Annotated in this window: 20 protein-coding genes; 11 read left to right on the top strand and 9 right to left on the bottom strand. The window is 74.5% G+C overall.

The genetic code is table 11. The features are described 5' to 3' along the window. Window positions 1–31 precede the first annotated feature (31 nt). A complete protein-coding gene (locus ACIA5F_RS06815) occupies window positions 32–292 on the top strand; it encodes a hypothetical protein (RefSeq protein ID WP_399349910.1) in 261 nt (86 codons plus the stop codon). 112 nt (window positions 293–404) lie between these two features. On the opposite strand, the gene lysA is transcribed toward ACIA5F_RS06815, so the two are convergent. Continuing rightward, entirely contained in the window at window positions 405–1,739 is a 1,335-nt protein-coding gene (gene lysA, locus ACIA5F_RS06820; RefSeq protein ID WP_399349912.1) for a diaminopimelate decarboxylase, read from the bottom strand. 15 nt (window positions 1,740–1,754) lie between these two features. Beyond that, a complete protein-coding gene (locus ACIA5F_RS06825) occupies window positions 1,755–2,096 on the bottom strand; it encodes an SAV_915 family protein (protein WP_399349914.1) in 342 nt (113 codons plus the stop codon). 261 nt (window positions 2,097–2,357) lie between these two features. Between ACIA5F_RS06825 and ACIA5F_RS06830 the strand changes: the two genes are divergently transcribed. The 9 genes from ACIA5F_RS06830 (at window position 2,358) to ACIA5F_RS06870 (ending at window position 10,662) form a co-directional block, all read left to right on the top strand. Continuing rightward, window positions 2,358–2,873 carry a universal stress protein gene (locus ACIA5F_RS06830; RefSeq protein ID WP_399349916.1) on the top strand — a complete coding sequence of 172 codons (516 nt, stop codon included), beginning with the start codon at window positions 2,358–2,360 and terminating at the stop codon, window positions 2,871–2,873. Window positions 2,874–2,890: 17 nt separating this feature from the next. Further along, complete coding sequence (locus tag ACIA5F_RS06835; protein WP_399349918.1) at window positions 2,891–3,436, top strand: hypothetical protein; 546 nt, start codon at window positions 2,891–2,893, stop codon at window positions 3,434–3,436. Between the two features lie 244 nt (window positions 3,437–3,680). Further along, complete coding sequence (locus ACIA5F_RS06840; RefSeq protein WP_399349920.1) at window positions 3,681–4,361, top strand: protein kinase; 681 nt, start codon at window positions 3,681–3,683, stop codon at window positions 4,359–4,361. A gap of 162 nt (window positions 4,362–4,523) precedes the next feature. Further along, window positions 4,524–5,045 (top strand): GNAT family N-acetyltransferase, encoded by a 522-nt coding sequence (locus ACIA5F_RS06845; protein ID WP_399350237.1) that lies wholly within the window; start codon window positions 4,524–4,526, stop codon window positions 5,043–5,045. Window positions 5,046–5,268: 223 nt separating this feature from the next. Beyond that, window positions 5,269–5,739: a cation:proton antiporter regulatory subunit gene (locus ACIA5F_RS06850; protein ID WP_399349922.1), complete on the top strand. Its 471-nt coding sequence runs from the start codon at window positions 5,269–5,271 to the stop codon at window positions 5,737–5,739. A gap of 4 nt (window positions 5,740–5,743) precedes the next feature. Next, window positions 5,744–7,024, top strand: a complete 1,281-nt coding sequence (locus tag ACIA5F_RS06855) for a cation:proton antiporter (protein ID WP_399349924.1) — start codon at window positions 5,744–5,746, stop codon at window positions 7,022–7,024. An 83-nt stretch (window positions 7,025–7,107) separates the two neighbouring features. Continuing rightward, on the top strand, window positions 7,108–7,845 hold the full coding sequence (gene cseB / locus ACIA5F_RS06860; RefSeq protein WP_399349926.1) for a two-component system response regulator CseB: 738 nt from the start codon (window positions 7,108–7,110) through the stop codon (window positions 7,843–7,845). Between the two features lies 1 nt (window position 7,846). Continuing rightward, window positions 7,847–9,100 carry a sensor histidine kinase gene (locus ACIA5F_RS06865; RefSeq protein ID WP_399349928.1) on the top strand — a complete coding sequence of 418 codons (1,254 nt, stop codon included), beginning with the start codon at window positions 7,847–7,849 and terminating at the stop codon, window positions 9,098–9,100. Window positions 9,101–9,537: 437 nt separating this feature from the next. Further along, the gene (locus ACIA5F_RS06870; protein ID WP_399349930.1) at window positions 9,538–10,662 is read left to right on the top strand and encodes an endonuclease/exonuclease/phosphatase family protein; all 1,125 of its coding nucleotides are present in this window, start codon (window positions 9,538–9,540) and stop codon (window positions 10,660–10,662) included. Window positions 10,663–10,847: 185 nt separating this feature from the next. On the opposite strand, the gene ACIA5F_RS06875 is transcribed toward ACIA5F_RS06870, so the two are convergent. After that, window positions 10,848–11,240, bottom strand: a complete 393-nt coding sequence (locus ACIA5F_RS06875; RefSeq protein WP_399349931.1) for a DUF5997 family protein — start codon at window positions 11,238–11,240, stop codon at window positions 10,848–10,850. Window positions 11,241–11,298: 58 nt separating this feature from the next. On the opposite strand from ACIA5F_RS06875, the gene ACIA5F_RS06880 reads away from it, so the two are divergent. Then, window positions 11,299–12,102: a LysR family substrate-binding domain-containing protein gene (locus ACIA5F_RS06880; RefSeq protein ID WP_399349933.1), complete on the top strand. Its 804-nt coding sequence runs from the start codon at window positions 11,299–11,301 to the stop codon at window positions 12,100–12,102. 99 nt (window positions 12,103–12,201) lie between these two features. On the opposite strand, the gene ACIA5F_RS06885 is transcribed toward ACIA5F_RS06880, so the two are convergent. The 6 genes from ACIA5F_RS06885 to ACIA5F_RS06910 all read right to left on the bottom strand — a co-directional run bounded on the left by ACIA5F_RS06885 (window position 12,202) and on the right by ACIA5F_RS06910 (window position 17,722). Continuing rightward, the gene (locus tag ACIA5F_RS06885; protein WP_399349935.1) at window positions 12,202–12,954 is read right to left on the bottom strand and encodes a tyrosine-protein phosphatase; all 753 of its coding nucleotides are present in this window, start codon (window positions 12,952–12,954) and stop codon (window positions 12,202–12,204) included. Window positions 12,955–12,985: 31 nt separating this feature from the next. Continuing rightward, complete coding sequence (locus ACIA5F_RS06890) at window positions 12,986–13,852, bottom strand: ABC transporter permease (protein ID WP_399349937.1); 867 nt, start codon at window positions 13,850–13,852, stop codon at window positions 12,986–12,988. Further along, window positions 13,849–14,664, bottom strand: coding sequence for an ABC transporter ATP-binding protein (locus ACIA5F_RS06895; protein WP_399349939.1), 816 nt, complete (start codon window positions 14,662–14,664; stop codon window positions 13,849–13,851). The genes ACIA5F_RS06890 and ACIA5F_RS06895 overlap by 4 nt, the downstream gene beginning before the upstream one ends. Then, window positions 14,658–15,410, bottom strand: a complete 753-nt coding sequence (locus ACIA5F_RS06900; RefSeq protein ID WP_399349941.1) for a PIG-L deacetylase family protein — start codon at window positions 15,408–15,410, stop codon at window positions 14,658–14,660. Before ACIA5F_RS06900 ends, ACIA5F_RS06895 begins: the two co-directional genes overlap by 7 nt. Window positions 15,411–15,488: 78 nt before the next feature. Further along, on the bottom strand, window positions 15,489–16,127 hold the full coding sequence (locus ACIA5F_RS06905; protein ID WP_399349943.1) for a papain-like cysteine peptidase: 639 nt from the start codon (window positions 16,125–16,127) through the stop codon (window positions 15,489–15,491). Window positions 16,128–16,231: 104 nt separating this feature from the next. After that, window positions 16,232–17,722 (bottom strand): glycoside hydrolase family 3 protein, encoded by a 1,491-nt coding sequence (locus tag ACIA5F_RS06910; RefSeq protein ID WP_399349944.1) that lies wholly within the window; start codon window positions 17,720–17,722, stop codon window positions 16,232–16,234. Between the last annotated feature and the right edge of the window lie 202 nt (window positions 17,723–17,924).

A 17,924-nucleotide genomic window follows, 5' to 3' on the forward strand; every position in this document is an offset into this window, starting at 1 on the left:
CCAGGACACAGCAGACGACGAGGAGAGTTCCGTGCCCTTCACCAGCGTCCGGGGAAGGACGGTCGAACTACCGGACACGCTTGCCGGCATCCGCGCCGGGCTGCCCGAGGAGCGCCTCGCGGAGTTCGACGAGGTGATCTTCACGACGCCGCTGCGCGATGTCCCGAGGGTGGCACTCCTGCGGTTCGGGCTCCCGCCGGAGGCCGAGGCGGACGACCTCGCCCTGCACCAGCGGCTCCAGGCCGACGACCGGACCGGACTCGACGACCAGGACGGGACCCCGGCCGGGTGAGCGCTACCGCGTCCAGTACAGAGGGCCTTCCGGTCGGCGCAGACGTCGCCATCCACACCGGACCCGGAAGGCCCTCACCCGTTAAGGATCACCAAGCGGTGATCACCCTCACCTAGCCGCCGATGTCGCGGCTGCGGAAGTCCTCCAGGGTCTCGCGCCGGACCAGCAGCCGGGCCCGGCCCTCGTGGACCGCGACGACCGGGGGCCGGCCGACGAGGTTGTAACCGGAGGCCATGGAGAGCTGGTAGGCGCCCGCCACCGGGACGGCGAGGAGGTCCCCGGGGTGGATGTCGCCGGGCAGCTCCACGTCCGAGGCGAGGATGTCCCCCGCCTCGCAGTGGCGGCCGACCACCGTGGTGGTGCGGGGACCGGCCGGCGAGTGGCGGCCGATGAGGCGGGGCGCGTACCGCACCCCGTACAGCGCGGGGCGCGGGTTGTCGCTCATGCCCCCGTCCACGGCCACGAACACCCGCGCGCCCATGTGCTTGACGGCCAGCACCCGGTAGAGCGCCACGCCCGCCGGGCCCACGATCGCCCGCCCCGGTTCGACGGCGAGCCGGGGCACCGGCAGCCCGGCGGCGGCGCAGCCCCCGGCCAGTTCCGCCCGGAGCCTGCGGGCCAGGGCGGGCAGGTCCAGGGCCGGTTCGCCGGGCCGGTAGGCGATGCCGTGGCCGCCGCCCATGTCCAGTTCGGGGAAGGTGACCCCGTGGGTGTCGCGGACCCGGGCCATCAGGCCCACCATGCGGCGCACGGCGGCGAGGTACGGCTTGACGTCGGTGATCTGCGAGCCGATGTGGCAGTGCAGGCCGGTCAGTTCGAGCTGCGGCTGACCGAGGATGCGGGTGATGGCGTGGTGCGCCGATCCGTCGGTGAGGGAGAGCCCGAACTTCTGGTCGTCGGTGCCCGTACGGATCTTCTCGTGGCCGCCGGCCGAGATGCCGGGGACGACCCGGACCATCACCTTCTGGTGACCGTCCGGTCCCACGGCGGCGGCCAGCCGGGCGATCTCCGAGGGGCTGTCGATGACGATCCGGCCGACACCGAGCCGCAGCGCCGCCTCGATGTCCCGGGGTGACTTCGCGTTGCCGTGCAGGACGGCCCGTTCGGGCGGGAAGCCCGCGGTGACCGCGAGTTCGAGTTCACCGGCCGAGCACACGTCGAGGCCGAGCCCCTCCTCGTCGGCCCAGCGGACCATGGCCCGGCACAGGAACGCCTTGGCGGCGTAGAACACGTCGGTGTCGGGGAAGGCGTCACGGTAGGTCCGGCAGCGTTCGCGGACCTCGCCCTCGTCCAGGACGTAGGCGGGCGTGTCGAAGCGTTCGGCGATCTCCGTCAGCGACACGCCGCCGACGGTCAGGTCGCCGTGCGGCAGCCGGGTGGTGGAGGCGGGCCAGACGGACAGGTCGTCCGCGCCGGTCCCGAGGTCCGGGAGAACAGCGGTGGTCATGGAAGACGATCCCCCTCAGGCGGCCCGGACCGTGGCCCCGGCCGCGCGCACCGGCACCGGGGTGACGGCGGAGGCCGAGAAGGTCGGGTCGATGGTGAGCCGGTCCGCGCCGAGCGGCGCGGCGACGGCGCGGAGCGCGGACTCCGAGAGCCGGACCCAGGGCTGGTCGGCGCCGAGTGTCACGGCCAGCAGCTCCGCGTCGGTGAATCCGACGGCGGTGCGCTCGCCCAGCGGGGTGCGGAACATCCGGATCACCACCGCCGTCGTCGTCGTTCCCGGCCGGGCGGGCACGTACAGGGGCCCGGCCGGGATCTGTTCCTCCGGCTCCGGATCTTCCGCGTACTGGATCAGGCACATGGGGTCCTCCTTGAGGAACCAACCGCGATCGGTGGGTGACGACGCCGAAGCTATGCCCCTTCCCCTCCCTCCCGCGCCACTTCCTGACGCGACCTTGACGGACCTTGTCCCGGTTCATACGGATCGCTGACGGCCAGGGGCGCACCGGCCGCATTTGAATGGAGCCCCGGCGACGGGACGACAGGCGACGGAGTCGGGCGACGCGGGCGGCACAGGGCGGCGCGCACGACGGCGCGGGACGCGGGACGCGGGAGGCTGACGGTGGGCAGACGAGTGGTGGCCGGTGTGAGCGGGAGTCCGGGGAGCCTCACGGCACTGCACCGGGCCGCCGCCGAGGCCCGGGAGCGGGACGCGGAGCTGTGGGTGGTGCTGGCCTGGCAGGTGCCGGGCGGCGGGCTGGGCAGCCGCAGTTCCTGTGACACCTCGATGCTGATGGAGTGCCGGGCGGCGGCGGTCGAGCGGCTGCGGGAGACCCTGGACACCGCGTTCGGCGCGGCCCGGCCCGGGGTGACCACGGCGGGGCTGACGGTACGGGGCACCCCGGGCCCCGCGCTGGTGGACACGGCCCGTGCCTCCGATGACCTGCTGGTGGTGGGTGCGGGCCCGCGCGGCGGGCTGCTCGGCGCGGTGCGGCCCTCGGTGGCCCGCTACTGCCTGTCGCACGCGCCCTGTCCCGTCCTCGCGGTGCCGCCGAACCCGCTCCAGGCGGAGCTGGAGGCGGTGCACCGCCGCAACGCGTGGCGCATCCCGCTGGACGCCCGCGAACTGGCCGATTGAGCCGCGTGGAGGGACGGATGTCCCGCCGCCCGCAGGAGCCGGGGACCGGCCTCGGGGAAGGGCGGCACTTCGTACGGGACGCGCGGTCGGCGGGCGAGAGCCGCTGCGCCGTCGTGGTCGCCGCGCTGTTCCCGCTGCTGCTCCTGGCGGTGGACGCGGCGGCCGGTTCCACGAGCGGGCGCCGGACGCTGCTCTGGGCCGCCCTCGGCCTCGTCCTCCTCGCCGTCCTGTGGCCGACGCGGGTCCGCGCCACGACGGGCCTGCTCACCACCCGGGGACTGCTCCGCGGCCGGCACGTCCGCACCGACCGGCTCGCCTCGGTCGCCTGGCACGACGGCATCGCGCAGCGGCTCGTCCTGGAGGACACCGAGGGCAACCGCCTGGAGCTCGACCCCCGCGTCCTCGCCGCCGACCCGGCGCTCCGGCACGTCCTCGACCAGGACATCCGCACCAGCCTGCGCCACGGCACGGTGCGCCACGGCGCACCGCTCCTCCAGCGCCTCGCCCTCCTCCTCGACACCGAAACGGCCCGCACGGTCTTCCGTGTCTCCCACCTGCCCTGACCAGCCGGCGATGCGGGTTCCCCAGCCGGGCCGGCTCAGACGCCGGGCTGCCCGCGCGGGTGGGTGCGAGCCTGACGATGAATGCACGCCGGGGTTCCCCGGCAGTTCCTGCACCCCGAGGACATGAGGAACATGTGAACGACGCCCCGGTACGGACATCGGCCCCCTGATCACGCCGCACACAGGGGCCATCACCGGCATCCGGCCCACCGAGTACGGGCACGGGTCGGACCTGACCGCGATCGTGAGCAGTGCGGACGGGCCGTTCTTCGTCAAGGCGATGAAGAACCGTGCCGGGGGCCGCCGTGACTCCCTCCTGCGTGAGCGGGCCGTCGCCCCCTACGTCGAGGACGTGTCACCCCCGCTGCGATGGTCCGCCGAGAGCGAGTCCTGGCTGGTCCTCGGCTTCGACGCGGTGGATGCCCGGCCCGCCGATTTCACGCCCCGCTCACCGGATCTCGACGCCGTCGTCGACCTCGTGCGGCGCATCGGCGAACTCCCCCTCCCCGAGGTCGCGGCCGACTGGCACGAGCGCCGCTGGCACCGCTTCGCCGCGTCCGGCAGGGAGGCGCACGGGTTCGAGGGCGACGCGCTGCTGTACACCGACATCAACCCGTCGAACTTCCTCATCGGTGAACGCTCCTGGGTCGTGGACTGGTCGTGGCCGACGCGCGGTGCGGCCTTCATCGACCCCGCGCGCCTGGTCCTCCAGCTCGTCGCCGCCGGACACACGCCCGAGGCCGCCGAAGCCCACGCGGCCCGCTGCCCCGCGTGGACCGACGCGGATCCGGCCGCCGTCGACGCCTTCGCCGCCGCCGAACTACGCATGCACACGGCATTCGCCGGGCGGAACCCCGACGCCGTGTGGCTGAGGGAGATGACGGCCGCCGCCGAGCAATGGGTCCGCCACGGCCACAGCAGGTGACGTGGGGCGCCTGCGCCGGGCCGTGCGGCGGTTGGGCGGCGGGCCGTACCGGGAGGAGGGCGACTCCCCGCTCCTGGAAGTCGCCGACCTCCACCTCGCGGCCTCCGCTTTCCTGTAGACCGGACCCGCCCGTACCCGACGAGGAGACCACCCGTGCACGTCATGCGGCTTGCCACCATCGCCGACGCCCCCGCCGTCCACGCCGTCGTCCTGGCCCGCTCCACGTGTATGGAGGAGCACCGGATGCCGTCCTGGCGTGACAGCGCGGACGATCTGGCCGGGCAGACGGAGAACTCCGACGGCTCCATGTGGGTCCTCACCGAGGAGGGCACCGGCCGCCTCGTCGGGTGCACCACCGTTCAGCAGGAGACTCCGCCGTGGGGCTGGACCGGAGCCGAGCTGGCCGAGCCCGCCGACTACCTGTACACGACCGTCACCGACCCCGTCGACCGCGCCCACAAGCCCGGTACCGCCATCGCCCTGTGGGCCGTGGACCGCGCGGCCCGGACCGGCCGGGCATGGGTGCGCCGTGGCTGTGTGTTCCCCGGCCTCGTCCGCTACTACGAGAGCCAGGGGTTCGCCCTCCTCCACGAGGTCCAGCGCACCCGCAACCTCTTCTACCTGATGTCCCGCAAGGCCGGGGAACTGCCCGGCCTGCCGGTCCGTACCGCGACCGGAGGGTGACACCGGACACCTGCCCCCGGCTCCCCAGCCGGGCCCCCCGGACGGCCCGGAGGGAGGTTGACGGTCGGGGGGCGGGGGGTTGTGAAAGGGTTGAGGCAGTGGCCCCGGTCGGCGTGTGCGCACGTCGGCGGGGGTCGCCGCCCGGCCGGACGGCCTGCCGGGGACGGGAACCGGGGAAACACCGGGGGACGAGAAAGGGGCCAGAGCCGTGCCCGCTCCACGGATGAGCACCACACCGCTGCCCGGCATCGGCGTGCAGTACGACCTCACCACCCGCGAACGACGCCACCTGTCGGTGGTCGCGCACCGGGACGGCACCCGGACCGTGAACGTCTACCGCGCGGACGACCCGGACGCCTGCGCCCAGTCGCTGCGCCTGAGCGGTGGCGAGGCCTCCGCGCTCGTCGACGCGCTGCTCCCGGAGCACCACAGCCCGAACGTGCTGCACACCACCGATCTCGGGCTGGTCGCCGAGCGGATCGAGCTGTCCGCGCAGTCGTACTGGAACGGGCGGCTGCTGGGCGAGACCCGGATGCGCACGGAGACGGGCGTCTCGGTCGTGGCCGTGCTGCGCCTGGCGGAGGCCCGGCCGTCGCCCGCGCCGGACTTCCGTCTCGCGGGCGGGGACACCCTCATCGTGATCGGCACCCGGCAGGGTGTCGACGAGGCCGCCTCGATACTCGGACGGGAGTGAGCGCGTGCACTCCGCCCTGTTCCTGATCGAATTCGGTGCCATCCTGCTCTGCCTCGGTCTGCTCGGCAGGCTCGCGGGCCGCTTCCACTTCTCCCCCATCCCGCTCTACCTGCTGGCCGGGCTCGCCTTCGGCGAGGGCGGGCTGCTCCCGCTGGGGGCGAGCGAGGAGTTCGTCGCGATCGGCGCCGAGATCGGCGTCATCCTGCTCCTGCTGATGCTGGGCCTGGAGTACACCGCCAGCGACCTCGTCTCCAACCTCAAGACCCAGTACCCGGCCGGGCTGGTCGACTTCACCCTCAACGCCGTGCCCGGGGCCGTCGCCGCCCTGCTGATGGGCTGGGGGCCGGTCGCCGCCGTGGTCCTGGCCGGGGTGACCTGGATCTCCTCCTCCGGTGTCATCGCCAAGGTCCTCGGCGACCTGGGCCGGATCGGCAACCGCGAGACCCCGGTGATCCTGAGCATCCTGGTCCTCGAAGACCTGGCCATGGCCGTCTACCTGCCGATCATCACCGCCCTGCTGGCCGGTGTGAGCCTGGCGGCGGGCAGCGTGACCCTGGCCATCGCCCTCGGTGTCGCGGGCGCGGTGCTCTTCGTCGCCGTCCGGTACGGCCGGGTGATCTCCCGCTTCGTCTCCAGCGACGACCCCGAGAAGCTGCTCCTCGTCGTCCTCGGCCTGACCCTGCTGGTCGCGGGCATCGCCCAGCAGCTCCAGGTCTCCGCGGCCGTCGGCGCGTTCCTCGTGGGCATCGCCCTGTCCGGGGAGGCCGCCGAGGGCGCGCACACCCTGCTGAGCCCGTTGCGGGACCTGTTCGCCGCGGTCTTCTTCGTCTTCTTCGGGCTGCACACCGACCCGGCCAGCATCCCGCCCGTCCTGCTGCCCGCCCTCGCCCTGGCCGTCGTGACCGCCCTGACCAAGATCGCCACCGGGTACTGGGCGGCACGGCGGGCCGGGGTCGGCGTCAAGGGGCGCTGGCGCGCGGGCGGCGCCCTGGTCGCGCGCGGCGAGTTCTCGATCGTCATCGCCGGGCTCGCCGTCTCGGCGGGGATCGAACCGTCCCTCGGGCCGCTGGCCACCGCCTACGTCCTGATCCTCGTGGTCGTCGGCCCGCTCACCGCCCGGTACACCGAGCCGCTCGCGGCCCTGGTCACCCGGCGCCGCACCCCGGCCGCCCCGGCCGCCCCGGTGGCCACCGTCACCGCCGCCGCGCCGGCCGGTCCCGTACGGGACTCCGTGCCCCCGCCCGAGGCCGTGGAGGAGCCGCCCCGGCCCACCGGCCGCCGCTGACCGGGCGGGGCGGGGCGGGGTCCGTCCCCCTTCTCGTCCCTTCCTTCATTTGTCGAGTTCGTTTGAGTTCTCAGAGTTGATCGGTGGGTTTCTGGTTGTGGGTGGACGGCGTGGCTGAATCGCGGGTCCGGGTACTGCTCGTCGAGGACGACGCGGTCATCCGCCGGTCCATCCAGCTGGCCCTGGAGCGTTACGGGTACGAGGTCCACGTGGCCGGTGACGGCCTCGACGGGCTGGACGCCTTCCGGGCCGGACGGCCGGACCTGATGATCCTGGACGTGATGCTGCCCGGCCTGGACGGCATCGGACTGTGCCACCGGGTCCGGGAGGAGAGCCTCGTCCCGGTCCTGATGATGTCGGCGCGCGGGGACGCCCTGGACATCGTGGCCGGGCTGGAGGCGGGCGCCGACGACTACGTGGTCAAGCCCGTCGACATCGGCGTGCTGGTGGCCCGCATCCGCTCCCTGCTGCGCCGCGCCACCTTCACCGCCGGCCCGCCCGCTCCCGGGGACCGCGGCGACGGGCGGCGCACCGGGGTCCTGGCCTTCGGGGACCTGACCGTCGACACCCTGGGCATGGAGGTCCACCGGGGCGGGGCACCCGTCGCGCTGACCCCCGTCGAACTGCGGCTGCTGCTGGAGTTCGCCGCGCACCCCGGCACCGTGCTCGACCGGCGCAGGCTGCTGCGGGAGGTCTGGGACTACGGCTGGGAGGGCGACACCCGGGTGGTGGACCTCTGTGTGCTGCGCCTGCGCCGGAAGATAGGCGCCGAGCGGATCGAGACCGTCCGCGGCTTCGGCTACAAGATGGCGCGGGGCTGACGTGAACCTCCTCAGCCCCCGCGCCCTGCGCTGGAAGATCGCCGCGCTGGTCGCGGCCTCCTGCTGCGCGGTCGCGGCCGTGGTCGGCGTCATCGTCCACCACGCCGCCTGGGACCGCTCGCTCGGCCTCGGCCGGGAGCGGGCGTACGAAGCGCTCCGGCCGCAGGACCCGGCCGCGCCCGGCGCCCTGCCCCCGATCACCGGCGAGATGATCCCCGACGCCCTGGTCGAGCGGTGGCGGGCACAGGACGCGGAGCGGGCGGGGGCGGGGGACGCCGGGCGGGCGCGGGACGAGGAGATCGCCTTCTGGTACGACGACCGCAAGCCCCTCCAGCCGTGGATGTGGGGGATCAGCGGCGTCTCCGGGCAGCTCGTGGCCGAACGCGTCGAGATGGGCAGCGAGGTGCGCGCCCTCCAGGCCCTGGACCGCAGCATCGTCAAGGCCGTCCTGGCGGCGCTCCTCCTCGTGGTCCCGCTGGCCGCGCTCGCCACCGAGCCGATGAACCGGCGGCTGCGCCGGGGCGCCCGGACCGCCCGGCGGATCGCGGGCGGTGACCTCGGTGCCCGGATCGGCACCGGGGGCCGGGCCCGCGACGAGATCACCGCGATGTCGGTGGCCGTCGACGCGATGGCCGCCGCCCTCCAGCGCAGGCTGGAGTCCGAGCAGCGTTTCACCGCCGATGTCGCGCACGAACTACGGACCCCGCTGATGGGTCTGGCCACCGCCGCCGGGCTGCTCCCCGAGGACGACGAGGCCTCGGAGATGGTCCGGGACCGGGTCCGGGTGCTGGGCGCGCTGACCGAGAACCTGCTGGAGATCTCCCGGCTGGACGCGGGCGCCGAGGAGGCCCGGCTCGACCCGGTGCCGCTGGGCGAGGTGGTCGCCGCGGCCGTGCTCCGGACCGGGACTGACACCCGGGTCACGGTCGCCGAGGAGCGCGTGGTGCGGACCGACCCGCGCCGGGTGGACCGGATCGTCACCAACCTGGTGCTCAACGCGCACCGGCACGGGGCGGCGCCGGTCGAGGTGACCGTCACCGGCGCGGAGGTCTCCGTACGGGACCACGGGCCCGGTTTCCCCGCCGGGCTGCTGGCCGACGGGCCGCAGCGGTTCCGTACCGGGGCCGCCGAACGCGGGCACGGCCAGGGCCTCGGGCTCACCATCGCCCAGGGGCAGGCCGGGGTGCTCGGTGCCTCGCTGGACCTCGCCGACGCCCCCGGCGGCGGGGCGGTCGCGACCCTGCGCCTGGGCTGACGCACCACCGGACCGAAACCGCCGGGCCGAAACCGCCGCGCGACCGCCGGACGACCGCCGGGCAGCCCCTGGCGACCACCGGCCGAAACACGACTGATACGCGGCCTCCCGGTGCGGGAAACAGGACCGCACGGCTCCGGAAAGGCCCCTCCGGCACGGTGACCGGTGTGCACCACACCCGTCCACCGAGAGGTCTTCCCATGCGTCCTTCCCGGGACCGCGTACCGCCGGCCGCCGACCTGACCGGCACGGCCGCCCCCGGCAGGCCCGTCCACCGCTCCCCCGGCAGGCCCGTCCACCGCTCCCCCGGCGTACCGGTCCGGCGGAACCCCGGGCCCGGTCACGGGCGTCCCCAAGATCATGAGCATCCCGATGATCCCCGACCGCCGTCCACCGCGGCCTCCGGCGGACCGGCGGGGCCGGGGGTGAGGCGCGCCATGGCGGGGACCCGTGAAGAGGCGCCGGGGACGACGACGGCGAGCGGCACCCCGGGCGACGCGACGCCGCCGGGCGGCCCGCCGGACCTGCCGGGCGCGGCGGCGCGGCGCGGGCGACCGCACGGGGCGGCTCCGGGCGGGAGGCTCCTCGCCGTGGTGGCGCGGGGCGGGAGGCTCCTCGTGGCGGCGGGGGGCCCGGCCGGGCCGGGGCGGACACGCCACGGCCGGATCGTCGTGGCCCTCGCCCTGGTCACCGCCCTGCTGACGCTGCTGCACCCGTGGCTCCCGGAGGGGCCCGGGAACCTCGGCAGCCTCGTCCAGACCTTCGCGCCCTGGGCCGGTGCGGCCGTGCTCGCGCTGCTGGGCGCCGCTCTGCTCCTGCGCTCGCGCCCGGCCCTGGCCTCGGCCCTGACGGCCGCCGTGGTCTGGGGCTCGTTCTTCGTCCCCGCCCTCGGCGACCGGACGGGTACCGGCGGCGACCTCACCGTGGTCTCCCACAACGTGGACGACGCCAACCCCGATCCCGCCGGGACCGCGCGCGCCCTCGTCGCCTCGGGCGCCCAGCTCATCGCGCTCCAGGAACTCACCCGGCCCGCGACCGCCGCGTACGCACGGACGCTGGCCGCGACCCACCCGTACCACGTGGTCGAGGACACCGTCGGGCTCTGGTCCACCCGTCCGCTGCGGGACGCGACCCCGCTGCCGATCATGCCGTGGACCCGGGCGCTGCGCGCCACCGCCGACACCCCGGAGGGGCCCGTCACCGTCTACGTCGCCCACCTCGCCTCCGTACGGGTGCGCCTCGACTCCGGTTTCACCACCAGGTCCCGCAACGAGGCCGCCCGGCTGCTCACCGGGGAACTGCGCGCCGAGACCGCGGAGCGGGTCCTGGTGGTCGGCGACCTCAACGGCACCACCGGCGACACGGCGCTCGCACCGCTCCTGAGCGGCTTGCGCCCGGCCCAGGAGGAGGCGGGGGCGGGCTTCGGCTTCACCTGGCCCGCGGCCTTCCCGGTGGCCCGGATCGACCACGTCCTCGCCCGGGGCCTGACTCCCGTCTCCGCCTGGAACCTGCCCGCGACGGGCAGCGACCACCTGCCCGTCGCCGCCTCCCTGCGCCGGTGACCGCCGCGCCCCGTCCCGCTCCCGGCGGGGCCGGGGCGGTACGGGGCGCGGTGGGGCGGAGGGGAAAAGATCCGGCCCCTGGCGGCGCCGGGCATCCCGGTACGGGCGGGTCGGTCCGCTCGTACCGGGATGCTCGGCGCCGCCAGGGGCCAGGAGTGAGGGGCGACCGAGGAAGGGAACGCGGGTCAGGCGGGCTGCTCGCCGCGCTTCGCGTTCTTCTCCTTGATGCGCACCGTTTCCTTCCTGACCTCGGCCTGGATGGTGCGCTCCTTCTGCAGCCACTCGGGGAGCTCCGCCTTCAGGGCCTCGATCTGCTCCGTGGTGAGGGGCTCGGTGACCCCGCCCCGCGCGAGACCGGCGATGGAGACGCCCAGCTTGGCGGCGACCACCGGCCGGGGGTGCGGGCCCTTGGTCCGCAGGTCCTGCAGCCACTGGGGCGGATCGGCCTGGAGCGCGCTCAATTCGGTGCGCGAGACGACACCCTCCTGGAACTCTGCGGGGGTGGCCTCAAGGTACACACCCAGCTTCTTGGCCGCGGTCGCGGGCTTCATCGTCTGGGCGGTCTGGTGCGACGTCATGGTGTCAAGAGTATCGAGCGTGTGCGCCACCTCCGACCACGACCGGTAACCTGGCGGAGTGACAGGCTCGGAAAGCTCCCCTTCGTTCCGGCTCGCGTATGTCCCCGGAGTGACGCCCACCAAGTGGGTGCGGATCTGGAACGAGCGGCTGCCGGACATCCCCCTGACCCTCGTTCCCGTACCCGCGGACGAGGCGTTCGGCCTGCTGCGGGGCCGTGGCGCCGACGCCGGTTTCGTCCGGCTGCCGGTCGACCGGACGGATCTCAGCGCGATCCCCCTCTACACCGAGACGACCGTGGTCGTGATCCCGAAGGACCACGTCGCGGTGGCGGTGGAAGAGGTGTCCGTCGAGGACCTGGCCGACGAGATCGTCTTCCACCCCCTCGACGACACCCTCGACTGGGAGCACCCGCCGGGGCTCCCCGCGATCGAGCGGCCCGCCACGACGGCGGACGCCGTCGAGCTGGTGGCGGCCGGGGTGGGGCTGCTCGTCGTCCCGCAGTCGCTCGCCCGGCTGCACCACCGCCGGGACCTCACCTACCGGCCGCTCTCGGGCGTCCCCGAGTCGCGGATCGCGCTGTCGTGGCCGCAGGACGGGACCACCGACCTGGTGGAGCAGTTCATCGGGATCGTGCGGGGGCGGACCGTCAACAGTTCCCGAGGTCCGCAGGCCCCGGCCCCGGCCGTGGACCAGCCGAAGGGCAAGAAGCGCCCCGCCCCGGGCGGCGCCCCGCGCAAGCCCGCCGCGGGCAAGGCGGGCGGCAAGGCGGGCGGTAGGACGGGGGGCAAGGCCCCGCGCGGCGGCTCCGGCGCCGGCAAGTCCACGAAGCCCGTCAAGCGCGGCAAACCCCGCCGCCCCTGACCCGTCGGCCGCGCCGGCGCGGCCGCGCACCTGGTGGAACATCTGGCGGAACACCGTCCTGAACGGATGCCCCGGCGCCTTTCGCGCCGGGGCATCCGTTCAGGGGGTCAGCAACCGTCCGCGGACCGCCGCCACCAGGTCGTCGCCGACGCCGAGCCGCTCGGCGGCGTAGCCGCGCACCGACCCGTACCGTGCGGTCAGAGCGGCCAGGAAGAGCCGCATGACCTCGGCGGGGGCGTGGCCGTAGGCGGGCCAGCTGAGGGTCAGGTCGGGGTAGGAGGCGTGCCACTCGGCGACCAGGCGGTCGGTGGCCAGGCCGGTCAGGGCGAAGTCGGCGACGATGTCGTCCTCGTCCACCCCCAGCAGGGCGAGGACCAGCAGGGCCAGCAGGCCGGTGCGGTCCTTGCCGGAGTGGCAGTGGAACACCAGCGGGGCGGTGTCCCCCGCGATGACCTCCAGGGCGCGGCGGAGTTCCTCGGCTCCGTCGTGGGCGACCTCGGTGTACTTGCCGGCCAGGAAGGGCGCGGGATCGACGTCCGGGTCCAGGCCCGCCTGGTCGTACGGCCGGTGCTCGATGCTCAGGTTGTGGTAGGCCAGGCCCTGGTGGTGCGGGACACGGCCGCTGCGTTCGACCTCCCAGGGGTGGCGGAGGTCGATCACGGTGCGGATGCCCAGGGCCAGGAAACGGTCCCGGTCCCCGGCCTGTGCCTGGTCCACGGACTGGTCCCGCAGCTTGCCCAGCGAGTCGGAACGGAACAGCCGCCCCCAGGCCACCGTGCGGCCGTCTGCGGCCGGGTAGCCGCCCAGGTCACGGAAGTTGTGCAGACGCTCGAACACGATGTGTCTTCTCACCCGGCCACCTTAAAGGCTGTTCCCGTGGGGGTCAGGAGTAGCGGGTCACCAGTCCCCGCCTGCGGAAGGAGCGCATCATCCGGCTCAGCGCGAACAGGCTGAGCAGGATCAGGACCAGGGTCCCGCCGGTGGCGATGCCCAGTTCCCGCCAGGGCATCGGCCCGCCGCTCGTCAGCGCGCGCCCGGCGGCGAACACGTGGGTGGTGGGCAGGAGCTGGGCGAGCGGGCGCAGTGCGGCCGGCAGGGTGGAGATCGGGTAGAAGACGCCCGACAGCGGCATCACGACCGAGAGCGCGCCCCAGACCAGGGCCTCGGCGCCGCTGCCGTACCGCAGTACCAGGCCCACCACCAGCAGGGCCACCGACCAGCCGCAGGCGAGCAGCAGGGCGGCCACCGGGATGAGTCCCAGGCCCAGGTCGGTGACGTCGAAGGCGTACGCGGTGAGGGCGAGCGCGGCGACCGCGACGGTGCTCACCGCGGTCCGCAGGAGGGCGAAGAGGCCGACGCCCGCGAGGTACTCCCACTCCCGCATGGGGGTGGCCAGCAGCCCGAGGATGTTGCGGGACCAGGTCTCCTCCAGGAATCCGGTGGCGAGCGAGATCTGGGTCTGGTGGACCAGGTGCCACAGGACGGTTCCGCTGAGCAGGTACACGGTCACCGTGGTCGCGACGCCGGGGTCGTTGCCGGCGGCCTGGGCCGCGAACAGGCCGATGGAGCCGTAGAGCAGGGTGTCGACGAGCGGCCAGACCAGTACGTCGAAGAAGCGGTGCGGGCTGCGCTTGAGGACCAGCCAGTGGCGCCGGGCGACGGCGCGCACCCGGTGGACGGAGGCGACGGCCGGGGAGCGCAGCGCGGGAGCGCGGGGGTGCTCGGTGACCGGAGGGGGGGCAGAGATCATCGTACGGACGCCTTTTCACGGTCGCGTTCTTCGGCCAGGTGCAGGAAGACGCCTTCCAGGTCGGCCCGGCCGAAGCGGTGCGCCACCTCGGCGGGCGTCCCGTCGGCGGCGATCCGGCCGGCGTGCAGGAACATCACGCGTTCGCAGAGCCGCTCCACCTCCACCATGTCGTGGCTGGTGACCAGCAGGGCGGTGCCCTGTTCCGCGGAGAGGGCGAGCAGCGCCGTGCGCACGCGCAGGGCGATGTCGGGGTCGAGCGAGGCGGTGGGCTCGTCCAGGATCATCAGGCGGGGCTCGTGCAGGGCCGCCTTGGCGATGCCGACCAGGGTGCGCTGGCCGCTGGAGAGTTCGGTGCCGATGGCGACGGCCAGGTGATCGATGCCGAACCGGGTCAGGACGCGTTCCACGGCGGCGCCGGGGGCGCGCAGCCCGTACAGGTCGGCGTAGAGCCGCAGGTACTCGCGGACCCGGACCCGGTCGGGCAGCGGGAGGTAGCCGGCGACGAAGCCGACGCCCTGCATGGCCTGGGCCCGGCCGCGGTGCAGGGGCCGGCCGAGGATCTCGATGTGGCCGCCGTCCGGTTCGACGGCGCCGAGGCACATCAGGAGGGTGGTGGTCTTGCCCGCGCCGTTCGGTCCGAGCAGTCCCAGCCGTTCACCGGCGTGGAGGGTGAAGTCGACGCCGTCCACGGCCCGTCCGCGCCGGTACTCCTTGACCAGGCCGCGCGCGGTCAGGACGACGGGGCGGGTGTCCTCGGCGGGCACGGCCGCGGCGGGTCCTGCGGGTCCTGCGGGTTCCGCGGGGGTCAGCACGGCGTGTCCAGGGGGGACAGTGACCAGATCAGCTCGGCCCGCAGCGGTCCGGTACGGGCGAGGAACGTCCCGTGGTCGGGGGCGAGGGGGGCGAGCTGGGAGGCGTAGCACAGGACGGCCTCGCGCTTCGCCTCCCACTGGTCGTCGGTCAGGACCAGTGCGTGGCGGACGGTGGTGCGGTGGCCCGTCAGCAGTTCCTGGTAGGCGAGGCCGCACATCGGGCTCTTGGCCAGGGCCTCGCTCGCCTTGTCGCTGCCCCACTCGGGCAGGTGTCCGGTGTAGGGGAGGTCGGCGTAGACCCAGGGTGCGGGGGCGCCGTGGGCGGCGAGGACCCGCATGGCGCGCAGCCGTACGGCTTCGTGGTCGGGCTGGTTGCTGCCGAGCGGGGCGAGCACGCGGGTGCCGGGGGCGAGGGAGCGCAGGAGGGCGTCCAGTTCGGTGGGTTCGCCGCCGTCGCCGTAGGGGCCGTCGGGGTGGCCGAGGACCACTTGTTCGACGCCGAGGCGTTCGCAGGCGCGGGCGTCCTCGGCGCGGCGGGCCCGGTGGGCCTCTGCGGCGGAGGAGAAGCCGCAGGTGCTGTCCCACCAGGAGACCGGGGCGTCCGGGGTGGGGGCGCCGCCGTAGACGGTGACGACCGCGACCGGTCCGGGCAGTGCGGGCAGCAGCCCGGCGAGGGAGAGGGCGGCGTCGTCGAAGTGGGGTGAGAGGACGACGGTCCGCCAGGAGAGCGGGTCGGGCACGGGCATGAGTACCTCCGGATGGGTACGGGGGGCGAAGAGGTCGGGGGGCAGGGCGTGCGGGCCGGAAGGGCTTTCGCGCGCGTCCTACGGGGTGGGCCGGGCGGGGCCGGGCCAGAGGATCTGCGGGTCCAGTGCGGCGAAGGCGGCGTCCCATTCCTGGTCGTCGCCCTGCCAGCGGCCGGGGAGTTCGGCGACCGTGCCCCAGCTGACGCCGGGCGGGAGGGCGGAGGTGTCCGCGGGGGGTGTGCGGCGCAGCCAGAGCAGGGCGAACCGGTGGCCCGGGTAGCGGACCCGGAGCAGGTCGTGCAGCCGTTTCAGGTCGACGGCTTCCAGCTCGTCGAAGGCGTCGTGGTGGATGTAGAGGACCCGGGAGCGGGAGGCGGTCAGGTCCCTCCAGCGGCCGGCGAGGTGGTCGAACTTCGCCCGGACCAAGGAGAGCTGGCCGGAGATGACCTCGGCGGTCAGGGGGCCGTCGTCGGGGGCGTGGAAGTCGTGGAAGAAGCGGATGCGCGAACCGTTGTCGAGTGCGCAGGCGCCGTTGCTGAAGGGCTGGGTCAGGCCGGGGCGCAGGACGTCGCGGAAGTCGGTCCCGATGGTTTCGAGCACGGAGGCGAAGTCGAGGTCGAGCCAGTCGAAGAAGTGCGCGCGGTCGTCCCCCGTGATCCGTCGGATCTGGTAGGTCGATTCGCAGTGGTATCCGAGGCCGACGCAGACGTCGTGCACGTGGTCCTCCGTGGGGGAAGGGCGGGTGGGCGGTGTGGGGGCGCGGGGGTGCGTCCGGTCCCGGCGCCGGTGGCTGTTCCGGTGCCGGGAGCGGGGGGGGCTCGTCAGTCCCGCAGTGGGTCGGTGCGGGTGCGGCCGGTGAGGCGTTCGGCCGCGGCCACCGCGTTGGCCAGGCCGGCGCCCCGGGTGAGGAGCAGCCGGGTGTCCGTCCCGGAGGTCTGCGCTCCGAGGCCCATCTCGACGGTGACCAGGTCGGGTCTGCGCCGGCGCAGGCTGCGCAGGGCGGCGCTCTGCCAGGGGTCGAGCCCGGCGTCGCGGACCACGACGGCCACGGGGCCGGTGGCGGGGAGCGGGATGTCCTGCGGGTCGGTGCCGTGTTCGACGTCGGTGGAGGAGGCCAGGGCGCCGAGCAGTTCCAGGGCCGGTTCCAGTCCCCAGGGGGCCGTTCCGACGGCCATGTTGGTGGAGCCGACGAGGCGTACGGTGTGCACCGGCCCCTCGGCCGTGACGAGCGGCGGACCGGTCGTGGTCAGGGCGCGCCGGGCGGCGTCGAGGCCGATCCCGGAACCGGTCGCGGGGCTCCGGTCCCGGCGGGCGGCCTCCGCGGGCGCCGCCCAGGCCCGCAGTGCGGCGACCCTGGCCGCCGCTTCCTCCAGCCGGTCCAGGGAGAGGGTGCCCTCGCGCAGGGCGTCCTCCACCGCCCGGTGGACCTCGGGGAGGATCTTCTCCCCGTCGGTGGCGCCGAGCAGGACGAGGTCGACGCCGGCCGCCCAGGCGAGCACGGCGGCGCCGCCGAAGCCCCAGCGGTCGAGGATGGGGGCCATCTCCAGCGCGTCGCTGATCACCACGCCCTCGTAGCCGAGTTCCTCGCGCAGCAGCCCGGTCACGACGCGGTGGCTGAGGGTCGCGGGGAGTTCCGCGAGGTGGGGCAGGCGGATGTGGCCGGTCATCACGGCCTTGGCGCCCGCGGCGATGCCCCCGGCGAAGGGGGGCAGGTCCAGGACGCGCAGGGCGTCGAGGTCGCGGTGGATGTCGGGCAGCGCCGTGTGCGAGTCGGTGCCGGTGTCGCCGTGTCCGGGGAAGTGCTTCAGGGTGGCGGCGACACCGCGCTCCTGGAGGCCCCGTACGAACGCCTGGGTGTGGCGGGCGACGAGGCCGGGTCCGGCGCCGAAGGAGCGTACGCCGATGATCGGGTTGTTCGGCCGGGAGTTGACGTCGGCGCAGGGGCCGAGGCAGAGGTTGATGCCCGCCTCGCGCAGGTCCGAGCCGATGGCCAGGGCGACCTGCCGGGTGAGTTCGGGGTCGTCGACGGTGCCGAGGGCGTGGTTGCCGGGGTAGACGCTGCCGCGGTGGTAGTCGAGCCGGGTGACGTCGCCCCCTTCCTCGTCCAGGGCGATCAGGGCGTCGGGGCGTACCGCGCGGAGCGGGTCCACGATGTCCTCGCGCAGCGGGCCTCCCGAGGAGAGGAGGTTGGTGCCGAAGAGGCCGACTCCGGCGATTCCCTCGTCCAGGGCGCGCAGTACCCAGTCGGGCGGGACCCGGCCGTCGTACGCGGGCATCAGGCAGGCGTTGACCAGGGTTGAGACAGTGCTCACAGACGTTCAACCTTCGGGAACGGGGCAGAGGCAAGGAGGGGACGACGCGGCCGGCGCGGCCGGGTCGTCGGGGCGTGGGGGCGTCGCCACGGGTGGGGGCGCGGGGTGCGGCGCGGGCCCGCGCGTCGCGGGTGGGGGCGCCGGCCGCGCCGGCCCGGTGAGGGGCGGGGACGCCGACACGGGGGGGGCGTGCGGCGGGGCG

It is taken from the genome of Streptomyces sp. NPDC051567 (assembly GCF_044454165.1).
Taxonomy (GTDB): Bacteria; Actinomycetota; Actinomycetes; order Streptomycetales; family Streptomycetaceae; genus Streptomyces.

Excerpts from the sequence above, each read along its gene's own strand:
- lysA (WP_399349912.1), bottom strand. The coding sequence starts at position 1,739 with ATGACCACCGCTGTTCTCCCGGACCTCGGGACCGGCGCGGACGACCTG.
- ACIA5F_RS06825 (WP_399349914.1), bottom strand. The coding sequence starts at position 2,096 with ATGTGCCTGATCCAGTACGCGGAAGATCCGGAGCCGGAGGAACAGATC.
- ACIA5F_RS06835 (WP_399349918.1), top strand. The coding sequence starts at position 2,891 with ATGTCCCGCCGCCCGCAGGAGCCGGGGACCGGCCTCGGGGAAGGGCGG.
- ACIA5F_RS06845 (WP_399350237.1), top strand. The coding sequence starts at position 4,524 with ATGCGGCTTGCCACCATCGCCGACGCCCCCGCCGTCCACGCCGTCGTC.
- ACIA5F_RS06850 (WP_399349922.1), top strand. The coding sequence starts at position 5,269 with ATGAGCACCACACCGCTGCCCGGCATCGGCGTGCAGTACGACCTCACC.
- ACIA5F_RS06870 (WP_399349930.1), top strand. The coding sequence starts at position 9,538 with ATGGCGGGGACCCGTGAAGAGGCGCCGGGGACGACGACGGCGAGCGGC.
- ACIA5F_RS06875 (WP_399349931.1), bottom strand. The coding sequence starts at position 11,240 with ATGACGTCGCACCAGACCGCCCAGACGATGAAGCCCGCGACCGCGGCC.
- ACIA5F_RS06890 (WP_399349937.1), bottom strand. The coding sequence starts at position 13,852 with ATGATCTCTGCCCCCCCTCCGGTCACCGAGCACCCCCGCGCTCCCGCG.
- ACIA5F_RS06900 (WP_399349941.1), bottom strand. The coding sequence starts at position 15,410 with ATGCCCGTGCCCGACCCGCTCTCCTGGCGGACCGTCGTCCTCTCACCC.